This is a genomic window from Hydrogenophilus thermoluteolus (assembly GCF_003574215.1).
In the GTDB taxonomy this organism is placed as follows: Bacteria; Pseudomonadota; Gammaproteobacteria; order Burkholderiales; family Rhodocyclaceae; genus Hydrogenophilus; species Hydrogenophilus thermoluteolus.
Genome location: NZ_AP018558.1, coordinates 1 through 25,683 on the forward strand (window position 1 = coordinate 1; position 25,683 = coordinate 25,683).

At 62.0% G+C, this 25,683-nt stretch carries 21 protein-coding genes; 17 read left to right on the forward strand and 4 right to left on the reverse strand.

Annotation, left to right across the window (positions count from 1 at the left end; genetic code table 11):
• Window positions 1-22: 22 nt before the first annotated feature.
• From dnaA to HPTL_RS00025, 5 genes are read left to right on the forward strand one after another with little or no spacing between them, the layout of a single operon-like run.
• Complete coding sequence (gene dnaA / locus HPTL_RS00005; RefSeq protein WP_119335987.1) at window positions 23-1,636, forward strand: chromosomal replication initiator protein DnaA; 1,614 nt, start codon at window positions 23-25, stop codon at window positions 1,634-1,636.
• Window positions 1,637-1,648: 12 nt separating this feature from the next.
• On the forward strand, window positions 1,649-2,752 hold the full coding sequence (dnaN, locus tag HPTL_RS00010; RefSeq protein ID WP_119334136.1) for a DNA polymerase III subunit beta: 1,104 nt from the start codon (window positions 1,649-1,651) through the stop codon (window positions 2,750-2,752).
• Window positions 2,753-2,792: 40 nt separating this feature from the next.
• Window positions 2,793-5,291, forward strand: a complete 2,499-nt coding sequence (gene gyrB, locus HPTL_RS00015; protein ID WP_119334137.1) for a DNA topoisomerase (ATP-hydrolyzing) subunit B — start codon at window positions 2,793-2,795, stop codon at window positions 5,289-5,291.
• Window positions 5,292-5,561, forward strand: a complete 270-nt coding sequence (locus tag HPTL_RS00020) for a DUF4160 domain-containing protein (protein ID WP_197713700.1) — start codon at window positions 5,292-5,294, stop codon at window positions 5,559-5,561.
• 16 nt (window positions 5,562-5,577) lie between these two features.
• Window positions 5,578-5,832, forward strand: a complete 255-nt coding sequence (locus HPTL_RS00025) for a DUF2442 domain-containing protein (protein WP_119334138.1) — start codon at window positions 5,578-5,580, stop codon at window positions 5,830-5,832.
• Between the two features lie 55 nt (window positions 5,833-5,887).
• On the opposite strand, the gene leuE is transcribed toward HPTL_RS00025, so the two are convergent.
• Together leuE and HPTL_RS00035 are read right to left on the reverse strand one after the other, a co-directional pair.
• Entirely contained in the window at window positions 5,888-6,589 is a 702-nt protein-coding gene (leuE, locus tag HPTL_RS00030) for a leucine efflux protein LeuE (RefSeq protein ID WP_119334139.1), read from the reverse strand.
• On the reverse strand, window positions 6,586-7,062 hold the full coding sequence (locus HPTL_RS00035) for an AtaL-like protein (RefSeq protein WP_119334140.1): 477 nt from the start codon (window positions 7,060-7,062) through the stop codon (window positions 6,586-6,588). Before HPTL_RS00035 ends, leuE begins: the two co-directional genes overlap by 4 nt.
• A gap of 345 nt (window positions 7,063-7,407) precedes the next feature.
• Here HPTL_RS00035 and HPTL_RS00040 point away from each other — a divergent pair, with 345 nt between their 5' ends.
• From HPTL_RS00040 to pstB, 5 genes are all read left to right on the forward strand, one after another.
• Window positions 7,408-8,022, forward strand: a complete 615-nt coding sequence (locus tag HPTL_RS00040) for a diguanylate cyclase (RefSeq protein WP_145981774.1) — start codon at window positions 7,408-7,410, stop codon at window positions 8,020-8,022.
• Between the two features lie 335 nt (window positions 8,023-8,357).
• Window positions 8,358-9,371 carry a PstS family phosphate ABC transporter substrate-binding protein gene (locus HPTL_RS00045; RefSeq protein WP_119334142.1) on the forward strand — a complete coding sequence of 338 codons (1,014 nt, stop codon included), beginning with the start codon at window positions 8,358-8,360 and terminating at the stop codon, window positions 9,369-9,371.
• 86 nt (window positions 9,372-9,457) lie between these two features.
• The gene (gene pstC / locus HPTL_RS00050) at window positions 9,458-10,393 is read left to right on the forward strand and encodes a phosphate ABC transporter permease subunit PstC (RefSeq protein ID WP_119334143.1); all 936 of its coding nucleotides are present in this window, start codon (window positions 9,458-9,460) and stop codon (window positions 10,391-10,393) included.
• Window positions 10,394-10,395: 2 nt separating this feature from the next.
• A complete protein-coding gene (gene pstA, locus HPTL_RS00055) occupies window positions 10,396-11,331 on the forward strand; it encodes a phosphate ABC transporter permease PstA (protein ID WP_119334144.1) in 936 nt (311 codons plus the stop codon).
• Between the two features lie 6 nt (window positions 11,332-11,337).
• Window positions 11,338-12,150: a phosphate ABC transporter ATP-binding protein PstB gene (gene pstB / locus HPTL_RS00060; protein ID WP_119334145.1), complete on the forward strand. Its 813-nt coding sequence runs from the start codon at window positions 11,338-11,340 to the stop codon at window positions 12,148-12,150.
• Between the two features lie 76 nt (window positions 12,151-12,226).
• On the opposite strand, the gene HPTL_RS00065 is transcribed toward pstB, so the two are convergent.
• Window positions 12,227-13,798: a GGDEF domain-containing protein gene (locus tag HPTL_RS00065; RefSeq protein ID WP_145981775.1), complete on the reverse strand. Its 1,572-nt coding sequence runs from the start codon at window positions 13,796-13,798 to the stop codon at window positions 12,227-12,229.
• A gap of 53 nt (window positions 13,799-13,851) precedes the next feature.
• Between HPTL_RS00065 and HPTL_RS00070 the strand changes: the two genes are divergently transcribed.
• From HPTL_RS00070 to HPTL_RS00100, 7 genes are all read left to right on the forward strand, one after another.
• Window positions 13,852-15,144, forward strand: coding sequence for an HD-GYP domain-containing protein (locus HPTL_RS00070; protein WP_170141221.1), 1,293 nt, complete (start codon window positions 13,852-13,854; stop codon window positions 15,142-15,144).
• Window positions 15,145-15,210: 66 nt separating this feature from the next.
• Window positions 15,211-16,236: an NAD-dependent epimerase gene (locus tag HPTL_RS00075; protein WP_119334148.1), complete on the forward strand. Its 1,026-nt coding sequence runs from the start codon at window positions 15,211-15,213 to the stop codon at window positions 16,234-16,236.
• A 2-nt stretch (window positions 16,237-16,238) separates the two neighbouring features.
• Complete coding sequence (locus HPTL_RS00080) at window positions 16,239-17,843, forward strand: ATP-binding protein (protein ID WP_197713701.1); 1,605 nt, start codon at window positions 16,239-16,241, stop codon at window positions 17,841-17,843.
• Window positions 17,840-23,635 carry an excinuclease ABC subunit UvrA gene (locus HPTL_RS00085; RefSeq protein WP_197713702.1) on the forward strand — a complete coding sequence of 1,932 codons (5,796 nt, stop codon included), beginning with the start codon at window positions 17,840-17,842 and terminating at the stop codon, window positions 23,633-23,635. Before HPTL_RS00080 ends, HPTL_RS00085 begins: the two co-directional genes overlap by 4 nt.
• A 90-nt stretch (window positions 23,636-23,725) precedes the next feature.
• A complete protein-coding gene (locus HPTL_RS00090) occupies window positions 23,726-23,983 on the forward strand; it encodes a type II toxin-antitoxin system Phd/YefM family antitoxin (RefSeq protein WP_119334150.1) in 258 nt (85 codons plus the stop codon).
• Window positions 23,973-24,248 carry a Txe/YoeB family addiction module toxin gene (locus HPTL_RS00095; protein WP_119334151.1) on the forward strand — a complete coding sequence of 92 codons (276 nt, stop codon included), beginning with the start codon at window positions 23,973-23,975 and terminating at the stop codon, window positions 24,246-24,248. Before HPTL_RS00090 ends, HPTL_RS00095 begins: the two co-directional genes overlap by 11 nt.
• A 25-nt stretch (window positions 24,249-24,273) precedes the next feature.
• Window positions 24,274-25,056: a cytochrome b/b6 domain-containing protein gene (locus tag HPTL_RS00100; protein ID WP_119334152.1), complete on the forward strand. Its 783-nt coding sequence runs from the start codon at window positions 24,274-24,276 to the stop codon at window positions 25,054-25,056.
• 63 nt (window positions 25,057-25,119) lie between these two features.
• Here the strand turns inward: HPTL_RS00100 and HPTL_RS00105 are convergent, their stop codons facing one another.
• Complete coding sequence (locus tag HPTL_RS00105; protein WP_119334153.1) at window positions 25,120-25,584, reverse strand: c-type cytochrome; 465 nt, start codon at window positions 25,582-25,584, stop codon at window positions 25,120-25,122.
• Window positions 25,585-25,683 lie beyond the last annotated feature (99 nt).

Here is a 25,683-nt window from a genome sequence, read left to right on the forward strand (position 1 = left end):
TTTCACGCTACAATTCGCAACGATGAGCGAAACGAACCCTTCCCCATCCGACGACCTCTGGCACACCTGCTGCGCGCGCTTGCAGAGCAAGATCCCGGTACAACAATACAAAACCTGGATTCGACCGCTTGCAGGCGTCGCAGTGGACGGTGCGGGTGCCGAACTGCGCGTCTTTGCGCCCAACCGCTTCATTTTGCAGTGGGTACGCGAACGCTACTGGGGCATCATCACCGACGAACTCGCGGCACTCGGCATCGAACGCGCGGAATTGACATTGGGGGAACCGCCGCGTCGGGACACTGCTTCCCAAACCGGCGCAACCCAAGCGCAGACGGCGCCAGCCGAAGACGCGGTTGCTTCGTCGCGCCCGCACGCCGAACCAGAAACCCCTTCAGTGGAACCCGCACCGGTTTCGGCTGGAGAAGATTCCGCTGGAGAAGAAGAGAAGACCACCAGCCCTGCGGCGCCTGCCGCCGTCCCATCTGCCGACACCGCAGTTGCGAACACCGCCGCTGTTTCCCCACCCCCCACTGCGCGGTTACGGGCTCGGCGCAAGCCGCCTGCGGTAAATGACGCCGACCCGACCCACGCGCCGACGCTCGAAGCGCTCTACGAACGAACCCGGCTCAACCCCAACGCCACTTTCGAGACGCTGGTCACTGGTCGCGCGAACGATCTGGCGCGCGCCGCTGCGATGCAAGTCGCGCACCACCCCGGAAACTCCTACAACCCCCTCTTCATCTATGGCGGAGTGGGGCTGGGCAAAACCCACCTCATCCACGCAATCGGCAACGCGATCTTCCAAAACAACCCACGCGCGGTGATTCGGTACGTCCACGCCGAAGACTATTACGCCGACGTGGTACGCGCCTATCAACAGAAGAGCTTCGACGCGTTCAAACGGTTCTACCGCTCGCTCGACGTGCTGTTGATCGACGACATCCAGTTCTTCCAGAACAAAACCCGCACGCAAGAGGAGTTCTTCCACGCGTTCAACGCGCTCACCGAAGCGCGCAAACAGATCGTGATCACCTGTGACACCTACCCCAAAGACATCCAAGGGTTGGAAGACCGCTTGATCTCGCGCTTCGACTGGGGCCTAACCGTCCAGATCGAACCCCCAGAGCTCGAAATGCGGGTGGCGATCCTCAAGAAAAAAGCGGAACTGATGGCGATCGACCTCGCTGACGACGTCGCGTTCCTCATTGCCAAGCACCTCAAATCGAACGTGCGTGAACTCGAAGGGGCGCTCAACAAAGTGGTTGCGTACGCCAATTTCCTGGCCCGCCCGATCACGTTGGAACTGGCGAAAGAGGCGCTCAAGGACCTGCTCAACGCCTTCAACCGGCAACTTACCGTCGAGCAGATCCAAAAAACGGTGGCCGACTACTACAAAATCAAAGTGGCCGAGATGCACTCTAAGAAACGCACCCGCGCGGTCGCGCGCCCCCGGCAGGTCGCGATGTATCTCGCCAAAGAGCTCACCCCTTTGTCGCTGCCCGCGATCGGCGAAGCCTTCGGCGGCCGCGACCACACCACGGTGATCCACGCCTGCCGAACGATCACCGAACTGCGCAACCAAGACCCACAGCTCAACCACGACGTTCATGTCCTACTGCAAGTGCTACGCGGATAACAAGGAGACGCCATGCTGATTCGAGCCCCCCGTGATACGCTGCTCACACCGCTCGCTGCCGCGGCCGGTATCGTGGAAAAGCGGCAAACCAAGCCGATCCTCGGCTGTTTCCTGCTGGAGCGCAGCGACGACGGTCTTACCGTCACCGCTACCGACCTCGAAGCGCAAATCGTCGTTCGGCAACCGCTTGGCGAATTGGCTGGGGAAAACGGCGCCTGCGCGGTGCCAGCGAAGAAGCTCCTCGATATTCTGAAGAGCTTGCCCGACGGGGCCGAAGTGCAGCTCCTTGCCGAAGAGAACACCCTCAAGATAACGAGCGGACGGTCACGCTTCACGTTGCACACGCTGCCGGCGCACGACTTCCCGCGCCTTACCCCCCCCAGCGAAGGCGACCAACTGACGCTCACGCAACACACCTTGCGCCGCTTGGTGGCGCTCACAGCGTTTGCGATGGCCCAACAAGACGTCCGCTACTATCTGAACGGGCTCTTTTTCCACCTCCACGACCAGAATTTGCACGTGGTCGCTACCGACGGGCATCGCCTCGCCCACGTCGAAGAGGCGATGCCGGAATTTCGCGACGAACGGGAAGCGATCCTGCCGCGCAAAACGGTCCTCGAGCTCCAGCGACTCCTTTCGGACAGCGACCAGCCGGTGGCGATCACCATCGCCGAACGGCAAGTGGTCTTCACCACCGGTGCGGTGCAATTCACCAGCAAAATCATCGAAGGGAAGTTCCCCGATTACCGTCGGGTGATCCCCATGAACCACCCCGTGCGGATCGTCTTCGACCGGGTTGAACTCCTGCGCGCACTGCAACGGGTTGCGGTGCTTGCCGAAGACAAATTGCGGCCGATCAAACTCACGTTCGAAACGGGGCTCGTGCGCATCTCCGGGCACAACGTCGAACGCGAAGAAGCGGTCGAAGAGATCGAGATCCACTACGAAGGGGCGCCACTCGAGATCGGCTTCAACGTCAGCTACCTCATCGACGTGCTCACTGCGCTCACCAACGAAGTGATCCACATCCAACTCAAAGACAGCATGGCCGCAGCGCTCATCACCACACCGGACGACGAACACTTCCATTACGTCGTGATGCCGATGCGGCTGTGAAACAACGCACACCACCGAACGAACGCAGCGAATCAAACCGATGGTCCAGGAAAACGCAATGACCCAAACCTACGACGAAAGCGCGATTCAACAACTCGAAGGGCTCGAAGCGGTCCGCAAACGCCCCGGCATGTACATCGGCGATACCTCCGATGGAACGGGGCTCCACCATATGATCTTCGAAGTGGTCGACAACGCGATCGACGAAGCGCTGGCTGGCTACTGCGACGACATCGTCGTGACGGTCCACGCCGACAACTCGGTTTCGGTGCGCGACAACGGCCGCGGGATCCCCACTGGCATCAAATGGGACGACAAAAACGAACCGAAACGCTCCGCCGCAGAGATCGTGATGTGCGTGCTGCACGCCGGTGGCAAATTCAACCAGAACAGTTACAAAGTCTCCGGCGGGCTTCACGGTGTCGGCGTCTCGTGTGTGAACGCACTCTCCAAATGGCTCAAACTCACCATCTGGCGTGACGGGTACAAACACGTCCTCGAATTTTCTCGTGGCGTGCCCACCCTCTTCGACGAAACCTGGGAAACCCCACCCGGCGGCGGGGAACCGGTGCACGTGCGCAAGATGAAGGTGGTGGGTGCGACGCAAAAGCGCGGCACCGAAGTCCATTGGCTTGCGGACGAAGAGATCTTCGGCACGATCGAATACCACGCCGACCAGATCGCGAAGCGCCTGCGCGAACTTTCGTTTCTCAACAACGGCGTCAAGATCCGCTTCATCGACCAACGCACCGGCAAAGAAGAGGACTTCGCCTTCTCGGGCGGCGTCAAGGGCTTCGTCCAATACCTCAACCGCAACAAGCAGCCGCTCCACCCCACCATCTTCCACGCGAGCGGCGCGGTCACCGTCCCGCAAGACGTCGGGCACGAAGCGGAAATCAGCATCGAAGTGGCGATGCAGTGGAACGACAGCTTCGCCGAACAGGTGCTTTGCTACACCAACAACATTCCGCAACCCGACGGCGGCACCCACCTCACCGGGTTGCGCAGCGCGATGACGCGGGTGATCAATAAATACCTGGAAGCGAACGAAATCGCAAAAAAAGCGAAAGTCGAGATCACCGGCGACGACATGCGTGAAGGGCTCACCTGCGTCCTATCCGTGAAGATGCCCGACCCGAAATTCGCCAGCCAAACCAAAATGAAACTGGTGAGTTCGGAAGCGCGCACCGCGGTGGAAGAGGTAGTGGGCAAAGCGCTCGAAACCTTCCTGCTCGAACACCCCAACGAAGCGAAAGCGATCGTCGGCAAAATCGTCGAAGCAGCACGCGCCCGCGAAGCGGCGCGCAAAGCGCGCGAAATCACGCGCCGCAAAGGGGTACTCGACGGCGTGGGGCTGCCGGGAAAACTTGCCGACTGCCAAGAGAAAGACCCGGCAAAATCGGAACTCTTCATTGTCGAGGGCGACTCCGCCGGTGGCTCCGCGAAGCAAGGGCGCGACCGCCGCTTCCAAGCGATCTTGCCGCTCAAAGGCAAAATCCTCAACGTCGAAAAAGCGCGTTTCGACAAACTCCTGCAAAGCCAGGAGATCGCCACGCTGATCACCGCGCTCGGCACCGGGATCGGCAAAGCGGACTACAAACCGGAGAAGCTGCGCTACCACCGCATCATCCTGATGAGCGACGCCGACGTCGACGGCGCCCATATCCGAACACTGCTGCTCACCTTCTTCTACCGCCAGATGCCGGAGCTGATCGAACGCGGCCACGTCTATATCGCGCAACCCCCGCTCTACAAGGTGAAACTGGGTAAGACCGAGCGCTACCTCAAAGACGACGCGGAATTACAGCAATTTCTCATCGAACTGGCGGCGCAAGAGGCCGAACTCCTCCCGGCGCCAGACGCCGCACCGATTCGCGACGAAACGCTCTTGGGGCTGTTGCGCCAATGGCAACGCGCGCAACGGATCATCGACCGCCATAGCGCCCTCATCGACCCCACCATTCTGCAAACGATTCTGAACCACGCGATTGCGATCGACCTCAGCAACCAAGAAAACGCCGTCGCAAGCGCCCAACGGTTGCAGGCGGTGCTGGGCGACCAACTCCGCGTCCTCGCCGCATTCGACGAAGAGCGCGATCAATGGAGCTTACGCATCGAACGCACCGAACACGGGCTCATCAAGCGCAGCCTGCTCGATGCCGAACTCCTGGAATCTGGGGATTGGCAAACCGTGATGCACGTTGCCGAAACCACTGCGACGCTCGTACAAGGTGAAGGGGAAGTGCGGCGCGGCGAAAAACGGCAGACGGTCCGCCATTTCGCCGATGCGGTCGCTTGGCTGATGGCCGAAGTAGAACGCCAGATCGTCAAACAACGCTACAAAGGGTTGGGCGAAATGAACCCGGAACAGCTCTGGGAGACGACGATGGATCCGGCAACCCGGCGGCTGCTCAAAGTGCAGATCGAAGACGCGATCGCCGCCGACGAAATCTTCTCGACCCTGATGGGCGATGCGGTCGAACCGCGGCGCGAGTTCATCGAGGCGAACGCGCTCTTCGTGCGTAATTTGGATGTGTGAATGATGCCAGTACTGGCAATGTTTTATGGCATCATTATTCGAATGTACCTGATGGAAGGTAGCCAACACCATCGCCCGCATATCCACGCACGGTATGGCGAATTCGAAGCAGCGATTGATATCGAAGAGGGGGAATTGTTGGCAGGTGAGTTACCGCGCAAACAACTTCGACTCGTCCAAGCGTGGATCGAGTTACGGCGGGACGAACTGCTCGCCAACTGGGAACTCGCCCAACAAGGTATTCCTCCGTATCGGATCGACCCTCTGTAACCACGAGGAACCACAGATGGATTGGGACGTTGTCAAAGTGAAACCGTTGGACGGCTACCGACTTCACTTGAAGCTTGCCGACGGAAAAGAAGGAATCGTGGACCTGACCCCGCTCCTCAGCAAGAAGGGGTTTCAAGAGCTACAAGATCGCGACTATTTCTGCCGAGTCTTTCCTTTTCTGGGCGCTTTGACTTGGCCTAACGGTCAGGACATTTCACCGGAGTGGGTTCTCGAACATCTCACACCGAACACTGAGGAAGTGCCTGTGTAACCGGCGCAGCACGAAAGCCGCTTCACATCCTGGGTAAAGGTCTGCGCGGCAAGCTTCACCCCCCCACCCGCGCGAACGCATCGCGCACCAGCTTCGCACTGAAGAGCAGGAAAGCACTGCCGGTGGCCGCAAGCCCCCACGCATGAGCGCGCGGTCGCGCCTGGCTCCAACGGCGCAGGCGCGCACCCGCCAGGATCAGAATCGTCAGATAAGTGGCGCTGATCACCTGTAACGTCAGCCCAAGCAATGCAAACGCCAGATAGGGGTGGGGCGCATCCGCATCGACGAAGAGCACGAAAAACGAGAAGAAAAAGAGGATCGCTTTCGGGTTCAACAGGCTGATCACCAACGCCCGCCGAAACGGGTGGATCGCTACCCGGCGCGGTTCCGGTTCGGGGGCGGCTGCCCGATCGTCCTCGTTCGCGGTGGCCGTTTGCTTGCCCCAGCCGTGCCGAACCGCTTCCCAAACGAGTTTTCCGCCCAACCACGCCAGGTATACGGCACCAGTAAGCTGCAACACCGCAAAGAGCGTCGGCAGATAGCGCAGTAGCGACGCCGCGCCCAACACCGCGGCGCTCATCAGGATCGCGTCCCCGGTCAAAATCCCGAGTGCCGCGCGAAACCCCGCAGCGGGGCCCTGGCGCGACGCGGTGACGAACGCATAGAGCGAATTGGGTCCTGGCAACAAAACCACCAAAACCGTTCCCAAAACGAACGCGCCGTAGTCGTGAATCCCCAATGCGTGCCACAAACTCATCGTCTCTCTTGCTCCGCTTGTAACGCCCGCGCAAGCGCAACGACATACGCTTCGTCTGCGCTGCGGTAAGCCGCCGCCAACCAGGCGGAGAGGTCAGATCCGTCCGGCAATGTGGCGTCACCGTCCCGCACGAACCGCCGATAGGAAAAGGTCAAAGACCAGCGCATCGCGTCGCGTTCCACCAAGGTGATGGTCAAAAGACTCCCGGGGTATTCCGGGGTTGCCTGAGTGACGAACCGCAGCCATTCCCCCGTTTGCCACGTCACACGCTCTTCGAACGTCCGGTCACCGAACGCGATCCGCCGCGTCAGCGCTGCTTCTTTGGGCGCGTGCCAAAGCACATCACACGCCGTCACCCCGTCGATCCACCGCTGTGGGAACGTGACGCGCTCCCACAAACGCTGCCACACCGTGTCCCGTGATAGCGGCACCGATACCGCAAGCGGCAGGGTATGACAAACCTCCAACAACATGGTACCTCACCCACGCGTCGCGCACACGTCACCCATCGCCACTGTAGCGAACGAACCCCTTCGCCGTCAAACGGGCGCGAAGCCGCGCGGCATCCCCCTCAGAGGGCAGTTCTGTTTTTATGGTTTGGTTTTTCTATAAATATCTCTAAAATAAGTCTACACTCTGCCCAATCGTGGGGATAACCCCCTGAAAGCCGCCAAGACATGCGCCAAAACCCTGGGGATACTCCTGTACACAACGCCGGTACGGCGGTTGGAACGTTGACGTACCGTTTGCGGTGCATGCTGAGAAAGAGACGATGGTTCGTCAACCGTTCCCGCGCCATCCCCAGCTTGTCCACTGTGGTGTTTCTGCTACACCTGCTACTGGGTATCGCATTCGCACCCACCGCTTGGGCGGGACTGCTGCCCCAGTGGTTGCAGAGCCACGTCATGCCGACGCTCCTCATCGACCCTACGGACGGCACCATCGTAGACGCGAACGGCGCGGCAAAGGCCGAAAACCGCAACGATTTCGTCTTTCCCCACCGCTTGGCCGACGGCCGCGTCAGCGAAATCCACGGGTTGGTCCACGACGTCACCAAAGAGATGCACTTGACCGAAGCGCTCGAACGGATCGCGTACCACGATCCGCTCACCGGATTGGCCAACCGCAACGGGCTTGTCGCTGGGCCGAGCAAGCGATCGCACGCTGCGTCGCAGAAAAAAAACCAAGCTTCGTCGTGTTGGGGGTGCTCGACCTCGACGAATTCGCGGCGGTCAATCTCCACTACGGGATTGTGCGCAAGGATACGGGATCGCGAAGCCGATGCCTGCGCAGGAAGCCGCGGCGTGGGCGGCGTCGTGCACGTTCATTCACAAAATTATCCACAAGCCGAAACCTGCATTACAGGTAACCATCCTGCAACCGATCGGAGTGGGTCGCATTGGGGAAAAGTTGACGCACAGATCACGCAATGATTTGTCGATAAAAGAAAAATGGCACGGTGACTGCTTTTTCATCCCCAAACGATCCCCGCCAAAATCCAAGTCGATCCCCAAGATTACCGACAGCACATTGCTGGACGAAGTCTATTGTTAACAGAGTTATCCACAGAACAACGGCGCGCATTGTTTACAGAGTCTCTTGTAAGAAAAATCAAAGTCAACAAATTCATCGACCCCGAACCCACGGCAAAGAGTGCGTGGTACGGATCACGAACGCGCCCGTTGCGGTACAATGCGTGTCATCAAATTGTCACATTCGCTCGGTAGACTGCGCCCCGTCATCCTCAGTAACCCAAAGGAGCAGTCCGATGAAACTTCGCAACACCCTTTCCCTGGTCGCCACGCTTGCCGTAGCGGGTGTCGTCACAACCCCGGCGGTGACCTTCGCGGCGGAAAAAATAGTGAAGATCGACGGTTCGAGCACCGTCTATCCCGTCACCGAAGCCGTTGCGGAGGAGTTCCAGACCGCGCAACGCGGCAAGGTGAAAGTCACGGTTGGCATTTCCGGCACCGGCGGCGGTTTCAAGAAGTTTTGCCGTGGTGAGACCGATATCTCCAACGCGTCGCGTCCGATTCTCGACAACGAGATGAAGTTGTGCGCCGAAAACGGCATCCAGTACATCGAACTCCCTGTGGCGTTCGACGCGCTCACCGTGGTGATCAACCCGAAAAACACCTGGGCCGAAGAGATGACGGTTGCCGAACTCAAGAAGATGTGGTCGCCCGAAGCGCAAGGGGTGATCACCAACTGGAAGCAGGTCTCTCCCCGTTTTCCGGATCGGCCGCTCAAACTCGCGGGTGCTGGGTCGGATTCGGGAACGTTCGACTATTTCACCGAAGCGATCGTGGGTAAAGCCAAGTCGAGCCGTGGCGACTACCTGGCGTCTGAGGACGACAACGTGGTCGTGCAGTTCGTGAGCTCGGATGAGAACGCGCTCGGTTACTTCGGCCTGGCGTACTATCTTGAGAACCAAGACAAACTGAAAGCGGTGAAGATCAAGAAGGACGAAAATTCGCCAGCGGTCGCGCCCAGCGTCGAAACGGTGAATAACGGTACCTATCAACCGCTTTCGCGCCCGATCTTCATCTACGTCAATGCCAAAGCGGCCAAAGAGAAACCGGAAGTGCGTGAATTCGTCGCGTTCTACCTCAAGCACGCTGGAAAGTTGGCCAAAGAGGTGGGGTACGTCAATTTGCCCGACCGTGCGTATGAGCTGGCGATGAAGAATTTCCAAGCGATGAAGACGGGTACCGCTTTCGGTGGCCATGCCGAAGTGGGTGTGAGCGTCGAAGAACTGCTTGCGCGCGAAACCAAGGAGTAAATGGTTTTAGAGAAAACGGCTGTGGGCAAGGGTGCGTACAGCCGTTTTTTTTGTCTACCCTGCATCACCGACAAGGAAACCCTGTCGTGACCGCTGAGCCAAGCCATTGCGCATCGCTTCCTGAAGGGCATGTCACCCATACCCGTGCCCGCAACGTCAAAGAGCGGCTGATCGAAACGGCGCTGTTCCTTGCCGCATTTTCTGCGGTGGCGACAACCGTGGCGATCGTCGCGATCCTCCTCTATGAAGGGTGGAGCTTTTTCCAGCACGTCTCACTCGTGGAATTCCTCACCCATACGCAATGGACACCGCTCTTCGAAAAAGCGGAGTATGGGGTCTTGCCGCTTATTGCTGGCACATTCACCATTTCGGCAATCGCGGTGCTGGTCGCGATTCCGCTTGGGCTCACGGTTGCGATCTACCTCTCTGAGTTTGCTTCGCATCGCGTACGCGAAACCGTCAAACCCTTTCTTGAGCTTTTGGAAGGGGTACCGACCATCGTCTACGGTTACTTTGCGCTGCTTTTCGTCACGCCGCTCTTGCAGAAACTCATTCCTGGGCTGCCCGGTTTCAACATGTTGAGCCCCGGGATCGTGATCGGGATCATGATCACGCCGTATGTGGCGTCGGTATCCGAAGACGCGATGCGCGCGGTGCCGATGGCGATGCGCGAGGCCTCGTACGCGATGGGGGCGACACGCTTCCAAACGGCAATGAAAGTGGTGTTGCCCGCCGCGATCTCCGGTGTGGTCGCCGCGTTCATCCTGGGTATTTCCCGAGCGGTCGGGGAGACGATGGTGGTTGCGATCGCTGCGGGGCAACAGCCCAATTTCACCTTCGATCCGCGTGAGCCCGCCGCGACGATCACTGCCTACATCGTGCAGGTGGCGATGGGGGATCTGCCGCACGGGTCGATCGGTTATCAGAGTATCTTCGCAGTCGGGTTGGTGCTCGTGGTGATCACCCTCTTTTTCAACGTGATCGGCCAATACGTGCGCCGGCGCTGGCGGGAGGCCTACTGATCATGCAGCAGAGCGAAAAAAACGAACTTACCGCGCTGCGGCGCGATATTGCGAAGCGCCGCCGCTGGGACGTGATTTTCGGATTGATCGGCTTGGGGGCGACGCTCATCGGAGTGATCGTGCTGTTCGCGCTCTTTACGGACCTGGTGCTCGATGGGTACCGCCACGTGGTGCAGGAAGAGTTCTATTTCAACTTCCCGTCGCGGCGGCCGGAGCGCGCCGGGATCTATTCCGCGTGGGTGGGAACGGCGTTGGTGATGATCGTGACCTTCCTGGCCGCAGCACCGCTGGGGGTTGCCGCTGCAGTCTATCTCGAAGAGTACGCGCCGAAGAACTGGCTCACGGAGCTCATCGAGATCAACGTCACCAATTTGGCCGCGGTGCCGTCGATCGTCTATGGGTTGCTCGCGCTGGGTCTCTTCGTCTATATCCTCGACTTCGGGCAAAGCATTCTCACCGCGGGGCTGACGCTCGCGTTGATGATCCTGCCGGTGGTGATCGTCGCGACGCGTGAAGCGTTGCGCGCGATTCCCCAGCACATCAAAGAGGCGGCGTACGCGTTGGGCGCTACCCGGTGGCAGGTGGTTTCCGACCATCTGGTCCCGTACGCGTCGGGCGGGATCCTGACCGGGGTGATCATCGGAATGGCGCGCGCGATCGGCGAAACGGCGCCGGTGATCACGATCGGGGCACTCACCTTCATCGCGTTCCTGCCGCCGATGCCTTTCGCTGGCGATCCCCCCGCAGGGCCTTTCGACTGGCTCTTTTCCCCATTTACTGTACTGCCCATCCAGATGTTCAACTGGCTTTCCCGACCACAGTCTGAGTTCCATTCGCTTGCGGCTGGGGTGGGGATCGTGATCATCGTCGCCACGCTCCTGATGAATGGTCTGGCGATCTGGCTCCGGTACCGTATTCGTCGCAATCTCACTTGGTAAAGCACCATGGATCAACCACAACGCATCGTTCATGAAGCCACCGGGGTAACACTCGACGCGCCGGTGAAAGCGCAAGCCAAAGGGTTCCACTTCTACTACGGCGCGCACCATGCGCTCAAAGACCTCAACATGCCCGTTGCGGAAAAACGGGTGACGGCGCTGATCGGCCCTTCGGGGTGCGGGAAATCGACTTTCCTGCGCAGCTTCAACCGCATGCACGACCTCTACCCGGGCAACCGCTATGTTGGTGAAATCCGTCTCTATCCGGACGACATCAACCTGGTTTCGCCCGAAGTCGACCCGATCGAGATCCGCATGCGGGTGGCGATGGTGTTTCAGAAGCCCAACCCGTTTCCGAAATCGATCTTCGACAACGTCGCGTATGGTTTGACGGTCCGTGGCATGAAAAACCGCACCGAAATCGCGGACCGGGTGGAAGCGGCGCTCAAAGCGGCGGCGTTGTGGGACGAAGTGAAAGACCGGTTGGATGCGTTGGGCACGTCGCTTTCCGGCGGACAGCAGCAGCGGCTCTGCATCGCGCGGGCGCTTGCGGCGGAACCGGAGATTTTGCTGCTCGACGAGCCCACGTCGGCGCTCGATCCGATTGCGACCGCGTCGATCGAAGAGCTGGTGACCGAACTGCGCGACCGGGTGACGATTCTGATCGTGACCCACAACATGCAACAAGCGGCACGGATCTCCGATTACACCGCGTTCATGTATTTGGGGGAACTGGTCGAGTTCGGCCCGACGGACGAGATCTTCGTCCGCCCGAAAAAGAAACAGACCGAAGACTACCTCACCGGCCGTTTCGGTTGAGCCGTCTCGGGTGCGTTACAGGGGGTGTGCCGTGTCGCACCCCCTACCGCTGGTTTGTGGCCAGAGCTGGCGCGGCTTATGGTTGGCGGGCGGCCACGACCCGGTTCTTGCCCGCGCGTTTCGCGGTGTAGAGCGCTTCGTCGGCGCGGGCGACCAGCTGTTCGAGCGTTTCGCCGTCACCTAGCCATTCGGCGACGCCAGCGCTGAAGGTGATCACGTGGTGGCGATCGTCGTAGAAGAAGAGCGATTTGGTGAGCTCGCGCTGCAGGCGTTGGACCACCCGCTCGGCCACGGAGCGATCGGTTTCGGGAAAGACGATCACGAACTCTTCGCCCCCCCAACGGGCGATGCCATCCTGCGGACGCAGATAGCGTTTCGCGATCGCGGCCAGGTGCTGTAACGCCCGGTCTCCGGCCAGATGACCGAAGGTATCGTTGAATTTCTTGAAATTGTCGAGGTCGAGCACCGCGAGCGAGAGCGGCGTCTGTAAGCGGAGCGCACGCGCTTTTTCGCGGTGCCAGAAATTTTCCAAACCGCGGCGGTTCTTCAGGCCCGTGAGCGGGTCGCTCACCGTCTGTTGCGACAATTCGCGCAGCTCTTGTTCGAGCCGCTCCATCCGTTCGCGCGTCGCCAACAGCTCTTGCTGGATGCGCTGTGCCGTTTGCGAAATCTGCGCAGAAGAGTGGTGCATGAACTGAGTGCGTTCAACCGTTTGCACCAATACGTCGCGCAGTTCGGTGAGGGTTTTTGCCTGCTGAACTTTGGCAACCGTTTTCTTGAGTTCGTCGGCGTACTGACCGCTGTCGCTCGAAAACGACGCAAGCCGTTCGATCACGACGGAGAGGAGTTCGCGGATCTCCACTTCGGCTTTGCGCCGTTCGTCGATCACCTGGCGTTGCGCGTCGATCAATTGTTCGAGCCGTTCGCTCGCCTCCTCCAAAATGCCCGCTTCGTGCATCCGCGCAAGCGCGTCGCGGATGAATTTGACCTGTTGCCGCGCCAGTTCCGCTTCGAGCACGAAATTGTCGAGGTGGCGCAACATCAATTCGACCAGCCGCGTGAGGTCGCGCGCATGGTCGCTTACCGCGATCGCGATCGGCGCCGCGGCCTCGATGAAGAGTCGCAATTCGTGCGCCAGTTCCGCCGTCATGGGTTCCGCATCGAGGCGCTGCAACAGCGAAACCGCGATCTCGTGCAGGTCGGCTTCTGGGTTGAGGAACGGGAGAAAAAGCTCGCGGATCACCGCAGCAAAGAGTTCGTTGAACTCGCGGTCGAACGCGGCAGGCTGTGGCGCTGGAGCCGCGGTCGCGGAAACGGAATGGGGATGTTCCGGCTCGTTGGCCAGAAACCATTCGGCCGCCCGTTCGAGCGCGGGTTGCGCGGCGGTGTAGTTGCGTTTGGCGAGCGCGTCGTGGGCGATTTTCAGGTGGCGCGCGATCTCGGGGGGATCGCTGGGCAGCAGTTTCGCGAGTGTTTGGAGCAAAACCGGCGTGGCAGGAGTCGGGGGGACGGGCAGACCGCGCACGTCGAAATAGGTTTCGCGCAATGCGTCGCCACTCAAACGCGTGCCGAAGCGCTCGATCAGCCGGGCGATGATCGGCCGTAACTCCTCCGTTGCCGCCCCGTTTTTGTTATGCTTCGTACTCAAGCCGTTACCCTCTTTTTTTCTTTGCCAAAGTATATAACAAAGGTTGGAAGCGCGTGCGCGAACGTCGTGATCCGTTACCCGAAGTCTCTCTCGAGCAGTTGCAACCCGGGGTCCATATCGAGCTCGACCTGCCGTGGCTCGACCATCCCTTCTGGTTCAACGCATTCACGATCAAAGACGAGGCGCAGTTGGCCGAACTCAAAGCGTTGGGGTTGACGAAGGTGCGGTGGAACCCCAAAAAGAGCCGGGTACCGCCGCTGCCGCCTCCAGAAAAGGGAACCGCACAGCCGACAACCGAATCCCAGCAAGCGGTAGCCAATGTCGAGAAGGTTCGGGCGCAGATCGCGGCGCAACGGGCCGACAAACGCAAACAGCACGAAGCGGTGGTGGCGATGCGCCGAACGTTGGCCCGCTGCCAAGAGGCCTACCAGGCAACCACCGAACGCACCCGAGCGGCGCTTGCCGCGATCGACCGCGGACAGCCCGACGGCGCGCGGTTGGCGCGCGATGTCGCTGCAGAGGCGGCGAGCCGTTTCACCCCGCAGGCGGAGGTGGTATTGCAGCTCATCGCCGAGCATGCGCACGACGAGGGGGCGACGGGCCATGCGCTCAACACGATGGTGGTGGCGCAGATGCTCGCGCATCGCATGGGCTTCGATCAGGCACAGATCGAGGCGGTGGGCACCGCAGCGCTGCTGCACGATATCGGCAAAGCGCGCATTCCCACGAGCGTGCTCTATAACACGAAGCGAAACCGCGCCGAAGAGCGACTCTATCGCCTCCATCCGGTCTATGGGGCGGAATGGTTGGCCGAAATCCCAGGAATAGCCGACGAGATCCGTCTTTGGGTTCGTGCGCACCACGAGCGCATCGACGGCAAGGGGTTTCCCGATGGCTTGGCGGACGATGCAGTGCCGCTCGCGGCGCAGATCGTCGGGTTGGCGAACCGCTTCGACAATCTCTGTAACCCGATCCCCGGGCTACCTGCATTGCCGCCCGCGAAAGCGGTGGCGTGGCTCTATCGCCACGAAAAGGGGGCATGGAACGAGGCGCTCTTCGCCGTCTTCGTCAAGATGATCGGTGTCTATCCGCCCGGGACCTTCGTCCGTCTGTCCAACGACGCGGTGGGGTTGGTGTTGCGCAATAGCCCCCGGGATCCGTTGCGCCCGTGGGTGCTGCTCTATGAGCCCGAAACGCCGCGCAGCGAACTGGTTGCGATCGACCTCACGACGGTTCCCGACGTGACCATCGCCGAAGCGGTGCCACCGGAACGCTTGCCGCCGGAGGTGGTCGAAACGCTCGACCCCAGGTGCAAGGTCCGTTATTTTCACGACGTGGCGCGCTGATCCTGGCGTACGGTTCGAGAGGGGTTGGGTCGATTGGTCGAAAGCAGTTGAGGGCAAAGGGAAGAAATGCGTTTTTTCATTACCGGAACAGCCGGTTTCATCGGTTTTCACTTGGCGCAGCAGTTGCTCGAAGCGGGTCATACGGTCACCGGCTTCGACGGGCTGACCGACTATTACGACGTAACCCTCAAACGCCGCCGCCACGCGCTTCTTACCATGTATCCGGCGTTCACCGCGGTGGAAGCGCTGCTCGAGGATCAGACGGCGTTGGATCGCGCAGTGGATGCGGCGCAGCCGGAGGTGATCGTCCATTTGGCCGCGCAGGCCGGGGTGCGTTACAGCTTGGAAAATCCGCGTGCGTATATCGACGCGAACCTGGTGGGCACGTTTCACCTTTTGGAAGCGGCAAAACGGGTGCAGCCCAAGCACCTGTTGCTGGCGTCTACAAGCAGCGTCTATGGCGCGAACCGCGAGATGCCATTCGTCGAAACCCAGCCGACCGAGACGCCGCTCACCCTCTACGCCGCGACCAAAAAGGCGAACGAAGCGATGGCGCACGCCTACGCGCACCTGTGGCAGCTTCCCACCACCCTTTTTCGCTTCTTCACCGTCTATGGCCCGTGGGGTCGGCCCGATATGGCGCTCTTCAAATTCACCCGCGGCATTCTCGACGGCACGCCGATCGAGATCTACAACCACGGTGAGATGTACCGCGATTTCACCTATATCGACGACTTGGTGCGCGCGATTTGCTTGCTGGTCGACGTGCCGCCACCCCCTCCGTCGGCGCGTACCGAAGAACACGGTTGGCAGCCGATTCCTGGCGATACGCTGAGCCCGGTTGCGCCATGGCGGGTGGTCAATATCGGCAATTCGCAACCGGTGCGGCTGTTGGATTTCGTCGATGCCCTCGAAAAAGCGCTCGGAAAAAAGGCGGTTCGCCGCTACCTCCCCATGCAAAAGGGCGATGTCCCGGCAACGTGGGCCGACTGTTCGCTGCTCGAGCGGCTCACGGGGTACACGCCGCAGACTCCGGTTGCCGAAGGGGTGGCGCGGTTCGTGGCGTGGTATCGCGACTATACCGGGAGATGAGGATGGATAAGAAACTGCCGATCGGCATCCAGAGTTTCACGCAGATCCGCCGGGAAGGGTACTACTACGTCGATAAGACCCCATTTTTGGCACGCATGGTGGAAAGCGGCGGCAAGTACTATTTTCTTTCCCGTCCGCGGCGCTTTGGCAAGTCGTTGCTGCTCGACACGATCGCATGCGCCTTTTCCGGGCAGCGCGAACTCTTCGCGGCGCATGATGGGCGAGACGGCAGCGCGCCGCGCGAAGCGCTCTACCTTGCGGATCATTGGGACTGGCGCAAACGCTATCCGGTGATTCGCCTTTCGTTCGGGACCGGTTCGTTCGCGAACGAAGCGGCGGTCGATGCGGTGATCCGCTATCAACTCAAGCGCAACGCACAACAGCTAGGACTCGGTGACGCGCCGCAATGGCCGCAACCGGGGCTTGCGCTCATGGAGCTCATCGAACGCGCCGCGAACCAGCACGGCGCGCCGGTGGTGGTGCTGGTGGATGAATACGACAAACCGATCCTCGACGCGATCAACGATCCTGAGCAAGCGGCGGTGCACCGTGCGATCCTGCGCGACCTCTATAGCGTGCTCAAGGACGCTGCAGAGAACCTCCGTTTCGTCTTCCTCACCGGGGTCTCCAAATTCAGCCAAGTCTCGCTCTTTTCCGGGCTCAACAACCTCAACGACATCACGGTCGATGACGACTTTGCGGCGATCTGTGGCTACACCGACGCCGACCTCGACACTGTCTTTGCGCCCGAGTTTGCCGCCGCCGCGGCAGACGGCAAGCCGCTCGACCGCGAACGGGTGCGCTTATGGTACAACGGCTACTGGTGGGGCGGCACCGAGCGGGTCTATAACCCGTTCGACGTGCTCCTTTGCTTGGCCAAGCGCGAATATCGCCCGTGGTGGTTCGAAACCGCAACGCCGACCTTTTTGATCGAGCTCCTCACAGCGCGCGGCTTTTTCACACCACAACTGGAGCGCACCTACGCCACCCACCAGCTGCTGGGTAGCTTCGACGTCGGGACGATGCCAAGCGAGACGCTCTTGTGGCAGACCGGCTATTTGACGATTGCCCGTAAAGTGGAGGAAGCGGGGCAACTCCTTTACGAGTTGGCCATTCCCAACCAAGAGGTGCGGGTGGCGTTGAACGAAGCGTTGTTGGATGCGCTTCTGCCCCACCGCCACGAAGTGGAAGCGACGCTCAACGTGCTGCGGGCGTTGCGTGAAGGCGACAGCGAGACGCTGCGGGCCGAGTTCGACCACCTTTTCGCGCAAATTCCCTATGACTGGCAGTACCCGCTGGGTCACCTCGAAGCCTACTACGCAAGCCTTTTCTACAGCTTTCTGGCAAGCACTGGCGTGCGGTTGCTGGCCGAAGCGCACACCCGTGATGGTCGGGTCGACCTGGTGATCCAGGCGGGTGCGACCGTCTGGGTGGTCGAATTCAAGGTAGTGGCAGGCGAAAGCGCAACGGGGGCGGCGCTGGCGCAGCTGCGTGCGCGCGACTACGCCGCTGCGTATCGTGCCGCGCCGGGTGTGACGCGGGTGATCGAACTCGGGGTGGAGTTCAGCAAAACCACACGGCGGATCGTCGGATGGATGTGCGCATGATCCGGGTGATCGGGGCGCGACAGAACAACCTCAAAGAGCTTACCGTCACCGTTCCCACCGGGCGGCTGGTCGCGATCACCGGCGTTTCGGGGGCGGGTAAATCGTCGCTGGCGCTCGAAATCCTCTACGCCGAAGGGCAGCGGCGCTACGTCGAAACCTTTTCCCCGTACGCGCGGCAATTTTTCGAACGGCTCGACCCGCCGGACGTGGATGCAGTGGAAGGGATCCTGCCGGCGGTGCGCATCGAAGCGGGGGGCGCGGTACGCACTTCGCGGGCGACGGTGGGCACGCTCACCGAAATCGACGACCTCCTGAAGGTGATCTGGGCGCAAGCGGCGACGTGGCGCTGTCCCTGTTGCGATTGTGACGCAGTGCGTTTCGCCGACGCACACGCGGTCTGGTCATGGTGTACCGAGCAGTTTCGGACACCCGACGCAGGGAACGTTGGGGAAGAAACAGAGAACGCAGGGAAAAATGGGCGTGCGGCGGGAGAGCGTGTCGCGATCGCCTGGCCCCTCCTCGTTCCTGCGAATTGGTCGCCCGAAGCGGCATGGCGCGGGCTCGCCGCGCAGGGCTTTTCACGCGTATTGGGCGCCACCCCACACGAAAAGGGGGCGGTGTGGTGGGTGGTGAGCGACCGGTTGCGCTTTCATGCGGACGAACGAGAGCGGTTCGTCGCCGCGGTGACCGCCGCGTCGGCGCGCAGCGATAACGGCGTGGTGCTCATCGCTCGTTGGGACGCTGTTGCTGCGTGGCACGCAAGCGAAGGGGAACTGCCCCGCCATTGGGAACCCCCCCACGACGGAGTTTGGTTCGTTTCGCTCACCGACCCCTGTTGCCCGCGGTGTGGCGAAGCAGCGCCGCGCGCGACCCCGGCGCTCTTTTCCTACAACAACCCGCTGGGCGCATGTCCCACCTGCCGCGGATTTGGCGACCTCCTCGAGATCGACTGGGACAAAGTGATTCCCGACCCGTCGCGCACCCTTTCCGACGGCGCGATCCGCCCGTGGCAGAGCGGCGAATCGCAGCAGTGCCAAACGGAACTGGAACAGTTTGCCCGTGCCCGCGGGATCCCTTTGGATGTGCCGTGGGAAGCGCTTCCCGACGCGGTCCGGCGCTGGGTGATCGAGGGCGACCCGGAGTGGGTCAGCTGGGAGCACAGTTGGCCGAAACACTGGTACGGCGTGCGCCGCTATTTCGAATGGCTGGAAAGCCGCAGCTATAAGATGCACATGCGGGTGCTGCTGTCGCGCTACCGTTCGCCGCGCCGTTGCCCGGCGTGCCACGGCACGCGGCTCACCCCCGCGGCGCTCGCTTGGCGGTTGGCTGGCACGACGATCGCGGCGTTTCGCGAATGGGCGGTGCGTGACGCACGCGCGTTCTGGGAAACGCTTCCCGTCGCCACCTGGCCCCGCGGCGTGCGGCTGGCGTGGGAAGCGGCGCGCGAACGGCTCCGCTACCTCGACGAAGTGGGGCTGGGCTATCTGACGCTCGCCCGCGCCGCACGGACGCTTTCCGGCGGCGAACTGCAGCGGATTCGCCTCACCACGGCGCTCGGGGTGGAACTGACGCAAACCCTGTTCGTCTTGGAAGAACCCACTGCGGGGTTGCACGCGCGCGACGTCGATCGCGTGATCGCCGCGATGCGGCGGCTCGTCGCGTTGGGCAACACCGTGGTGGTGATCGAACACGACCCGCAAGTGATCGCCGCGGCCGATTGGGTGATCGACCTCGGGCCAGGGTCGGGTGAACGCGGGGGTTCGCTCGTCTTCGCTGGGCCACCCAGCGCGCTCGCTGCCCATCCGACTTCACGCACTGGCCACTATCTGCGCCGATGGCACGAACGGTGGGCAGCCGATCGAAACGCTGTTGCCTCCGCAACACACGCCGCACCGCCTTCCTGTGTCCCTGACGCGGAGTCACCTGTGCGCGGCAAGCTTTCCGCACCCCCTGCTGCCGTTGTCGAATCCCAAACCGTGCCGAATGGACGCGCCAAACCCGCTGCGCCGACCCTGACCCTTTCGGTTCGCGAACGGCACAATCTGCGCGATTTCTCCGTGACCCTGCCTCTGACGGGTCTCACGGTGATCGCCGGGGTTTCCGGTTCCGGTAAATCGACGCTCGTCGAGGAGGCGCTGGTTCCCGCAGTGACCGCCGCGTTGGCCGGGTTGCCGCTTCCCGACGGGGTAACCCTCACCGCCGACTGGGACGGGCGAACCGAACGCGGACCCGACCCTGCCATTCCGTTGCCGATTGCCGAAGTGCTGTGGGTCGACCAATCGCCGCTTGCCAAAAGCGCCCGCTCGGTTCCGGTCACGGTGCTCGGGGTTTGGGACGGCTTTCGCAAAGCGTTTGCCCAGAGCGACGCAGCGCGGCAACAGGGGCTCAACGCCGCCGCGTTCTCGTTCAACAGCGGTGCCGGTCGCTGCCCGGCGTGCCAAGGCGCGGGGTACACCCGGATCGAGATGCAGTTCCTGGCCGACGTCTACCTCAAATGTCCGGTGTGCGACGGCAAGCGCTTTCGCAGTGAAGTGCTGCAGGTGACCTGGTTGGGGGCGAACGTCGCCGAATGGTTGGCGATGACCGTCGATGAGGCGATCGCGCGTTTGGCGACCGACCCGGTGGGGAATAAGCTCGTCCCGCCGCTCGCGCACCTGGCGGCGTTGGGTTTGGGGTATCTGCGGCTCGGGCAACCGACGCCGACTTTGGCGGGCGGCGAAGCGCAACGCTTGAAACTCGCGGCGGCGCTCGCCGCCGAAAAGGGGGCGGCGAAGCGCGCGCCCGAAGCGCATAATCGACGTTTGATCGTACTCGACGAGCCAACCACAGGGCTGCACGAAGCCGAAGTAGCGCAACTCCTGGCCTTTTTGCGCGCCCGCACCGCAGAGGGGGACGCGGTGGTGGTGGTCGAACACCATCGCGAGGTGATCGCTGCGGCCGACTGGGTGATCGAATTGGGCCCCGAAGGGGGTGAAGCGGGTGGACGGCTGGTCTTCGCGGGGCCGCCTGCGCAACTCGCGGCGGCAACGACCGCAACCGCTGCCGCGTTGCGCGGCGCGGCCCTTTCCCCATCTCCGCTGGCAACACGAACCGCTACCCCCGCTGGCATCGAGGCGGCAGCATCGGGGAAAGAGGCGAACGACCCCCAACTGCGGCACGTTGCCGAAGCGCCTGCGCCGTACACGGGCGCCGTTTCACACCCTTCTTCCGTCGCGGCTGCGCTGCCCGCACCAGCGGATGAGACGAAGCGACACGTTTCGGTACTCCCACCCTCGGCACCCCCCTCGGCGATCGCGGTGATCGGCGCGCACGAACACAACCTCAAAGGGATCGACGTCACGATCCCGCACGGGCGCTTCACCGTGATCACCGGCCGCTCCGGTTCGGGGAAATCGACGCTCGCGTTCGATATCCTCTTCGCCGAAGGACAGCGCCGCTACCTGTTGGCGCTCGATGCCTACGCGCGGCAGTTCGTTCAGCCGCCGCCCCCGCCCGCGGTCGATCGGCTCACGGGGTTACCCCCCACCGCGGCGATCGAACAGCGCACGAGCCGCGGCGGCTGGAAAAGCACAGTCGCTACCCTCACCGAACTCTCCCCTTTCCTGCGCCTGTTATGGACCAAACTGGGCGTGCCCCAGTGCCCGAAATGTAACGTCCCGGCTGCGGTTCGTTCCGCCGAAGCGTGGGCGGAAGCGCTGTGGCAAAGTGGCGCGCCGCCCGAGGTCGTCTGCGCCGCGCTCGTGCGCAGGCGCAAAGGGGTCTATCAGGATCTCGCCGATTGGGCTGCGGCGCGCGGGTACGAAACGCTCTTCGTCGACGGCGAGGAACGGCCCACCCATCCGTGGCAACGGCCCGATCGCTACCGTGAGCACGAGATCGACCTGCCGGTGGTGTGGCGCCCCCGCACCGAACCGGAACTGGCGCGGGCGATCGCTGCCGCGTGGCGGTTGGCCGACGGCTGGGCGAAGGTGCGCGTCGCGGGCACGTGGCGGGTGGTGAGCGCGCATGCGGTCTGTCCCGCGTGTGGTGACGCACTGCCGCCTTTGGATCCGCGCCTCTTTTCCAACCATTCGCCGCTCGGTTGGTGCCCCGAATGTCTGGGAACGGGACGGCACATGGTTGGAGCACGTGCTGAGACGGACGACGGTCAGCCCCGCTCCTTTGCCGAAGCGGTGGAGTGGGAGACGAAACACGTCGATGCGAACCGCCCCTGCCCGGCGTGCCACGGCAGCCGCTTGAACCCGGCGGCGCGCGCGGTAACGGTGGCGGGACTCCGTTGGGAAGCGCTCGAACGGATGACGATCGCCGAAGTGGCGGCGTGGCTCGACGCCCAAGAAGCGCATTGGCGGGCGTCTGCGTCTGCGGCGATCGTCGCCGAGCTCCTTCCCGGGTTGCGCGCGCGGCTGCAGCTGCTCGACGACGTCGGCGTCAGCTACCTCACGCTCGACCGCGCCGCGCCAACCCTCTCCGGTGGCGAAGCGCAGCGGATCCGCCTCGCGGCGCAACTGGGGGTGCAACTGACCGGTGTCGCCTACATCCTCGATGAGCCGACGATCGGGCTCCATCCCCAAGACGACGCGCGCCTCATCGCTGTGCTCAAACGGCTGCGCGATCAAGGGGCGACGGTGGTGGTGGTCGAACACGACGCGCGGGTGATCGAAAGCGCCGACTGGGTGATCGACCTTGGCCCGGGCGCAGGCGAACACGGCGGCGAAGTGGTCGCGAGCGGTCCGCCGGAAGCGATCAAGAACCACCCCACGTCGGATACCGGTCGCGCACTCCGTGAAGGAATTCCGCACCGCCTGGTTCCACCGCGCGACCCGCCTACCGCGTGGCTCACCGTGCGCGGCGCGTGTGCGAACAACCTCACCGGTTTCGACGTCGCGATCCCGCTCAATCGCCTCACGGTGGTCGCCGGTGTTTCGGGATCGGGCAAATCGACGCTGGTGCATGAGGTGCTTGCTGCCTCGCTCACCGCTCGCCGCCCCGTTGGCTGCCGCGCGGTGGACAACGCCGACGCGGTGGCACGACTCGTCGTCGTCGATCAAAGCCCGATCGGCAAGACCAGCCGCTCCTGCCCCGCCACCTACCTCAAATGTTTCGACCCGATCCGCGCCCTCTTCGCTGCGACGCCCGAAGCGAAAGCGCGCGGCTACCGCGCCGCTTTCTTCTCGTTCAACAGCGGCGAAGGGCGGTGCCCGGTGTGCAACGGCAACGGCTGGGTCGCCGCGGAGATGGCCTTTCTGCCGACGGTGCGCGAACCGTGCGATGCGTGCGGCGGCAGCCGCTACCGCAGCGACGCGCTTGCGGTGCGCTATCGCGGCAAGACCATCGCCGAGGTGCTCATGATGACCGCCGAAGAGGCGGCCACCTTCTTCGCAGCCCACCCGAAGATCGCCGAGTCGTTGCGCCTGATGACCGAAGTGGGGTTGGGCTACCTGCGGCTTGGGCAGACGAGCGCGACCCTTTCGGGGGGCGAAGCGCAACGCCTCAAACTGGTCGCGGAATTGGGGAACCGAGCGGCACGGCCAACACTCTACCTCTTCGACGAACCGACGGTTGGGCTCCACATTGCCGATGTCGCGCTCCTTCTGCCCGTGCTCCACCGCCTGGTCGATGCCGGCCACACCGTGGTGGTGATCGAACACGACCGCGACGTCTGGCAAGAGGCCGACTGGTTCATCGAACTCGGACCCGCGGGCGGGCGTGACGGCGGGCGGCTCCTCTACGCCGGCCCGCTCGATGGCGTGATCGCCGCGCAGACGCCGAGCGCGCGGGCGTTGATGGGTTAGAAACCGTGCGGTTGTCGTTCCTCTTGTCAATCGCGGTGCAACCGTTTAGAATAGTACAGATAATGGTACAATTATCGCGGAACGGTTCCCATGCGCGTAGTCAATTTTTCCGAAGCCCGGAACAACCTCAAACGGGTGATCGACCAGGTCATTGCCGACGCCGACTATACGATCATCGTCCGTCGGGATGCTCCCGATGCGGTGGTGCTGTCGCTGGAAACCTTCAACAGCCTGATGGAGACGGTTCATCTCCTCAAATCACCCGCGAATGCTGCTCACCTCGCGCGTTCGCTCGCGCAGTACCGTCAGGGTCAAGTGACGCAGCAGGACTTGATCGATGCCGAGTGACGAGCGGCCATTGAAACTCACCTGGACCCTGGCGGCGTGGGAAGATTATCAATATTGGCAAAGTCAGGACAAAAAGACCTTGAAGCGCATCAATGCATTGATCCAAGACTGTTTGCGCCATCCGTTCGAAGGCATCGGCAAACCCGAACCGTTGCGCGAGAACCTTTCGGGTTTCTGGTCACGCCGCATTGACGAGACCCACCGCTTGGTCTACTGTGTCGATGGCGAAGCGTTGGTGGTGATTGCGTGCCGTTACCACTACTAGGCGCAACTGCTAAGGAGCATCGGGTATGTCGCAAAACCAAACCCCAATCCCCGTCTGGGATCCGCTGCTGCGCCTCTTTCACTGGGCGCTGGTTGCGTGCGTCGTCGGCGCGTTCGTTACGGTGAAATTGGGCGGTAACGCGATGATCTGGCACGGTCGGTTCGGTGTCGCGATTTGCGGGTTGATCGCGTTTCGCCTGCTTTGGGGGGTGATTGGGCCAGAGACCGCGCGTTTTTCCCAGTTCGTCAAAGGGCCTGCGGCGATTCGCGCCTATCTCCAAGGGGCATGGCACGGGATCGGCCACAACCCGTTGGGGGCGCTCTCGGTGGTCGCGATGCTCGCCGTGTTCGGAATCCAAGCGGTGCTTGGGCTCTTTTCCTATGACGAGATCGCGTTTCGTGGGCCGCTCGCGCGCTTGGTCAGCGAAGCGACGCAGCTCGCGCTCACGAGTTGGCACCGCCAACTCGAACCGGTGCTGATCGCGCTCGTCGCGCTGCACCTCACCGCAATCCTCTTTTACCGCGTGGTCAAACGCGAAGACTTGGTGCGGCCGATGATCACCGGCTATCGTTTGGCAACGCCGCATGAGGTCAAGGCCGCACGACTAGAGGCCACCGCCGCGTCGCAGGACGCATCGGCGGCGTCGCACGACGCAACAACTCTACCCTTTGCGGTGGTGTGGCACACGAAAGCCTATTGGGTACGGGCAAGCATTGCGATTGCGGTGGGGATTGCTACCGCGCTTGTGGCGAGCGGGGTTTGGATCCCCGCCCCAGAAGTGGCGCCGGTTGCGGCGCCCGAATGGTGAGCGCTACCCGGTGATCGCTTCGTTTCTACCCGTGGGCGATCACCGCCGCGCCAAAACGGTGGGTTACTCCTCTTCGCGGAATTTTTCGTGGCAGGCTTTGCAGGCTTTGCCGACTTCACCAAACTGCGCTTTGATTTCGTCTTTGTCACCCATTGCCGCCACTTCGGCGAGTTTGTTCGCTTGTTCGACGAAATTGGTCGCGATTTTCCGCACTTCGTCCTGCTCTTGGAAGAAATTCTCCTTGAGGCGCGACTTCTTGAAGCCGACAACGCCCAGCGTATCGGGCGAATAGAGCGCGCCCATACCGGAATTGGCGATCGCGGCGATCACGTTCGCGGCTGCAGAGACCTGCGTCTGGCTGAACGGCATCGTGCCATCAACGACCATCGCTTTGATTTTGCCCATGTTCCAGGCCATGGTGGTGTAGCTGGCCTGGCGGAATTTCACTTTGTCTTCCGGTTTGAGCGCGTCGGCGTGTGCTGCTGCGGCACAGAGTGTGAGCGCTGTGATCATGGCGATGCGTTTCATGGTTCGTCTCCTATCGGGTTGGTCAATCAAAAAGTGATTATAGACGGTCTTTGCGATCTTTGCACAGGGGTGCCCACCCTTTTGCCGTGTAGGCATCCC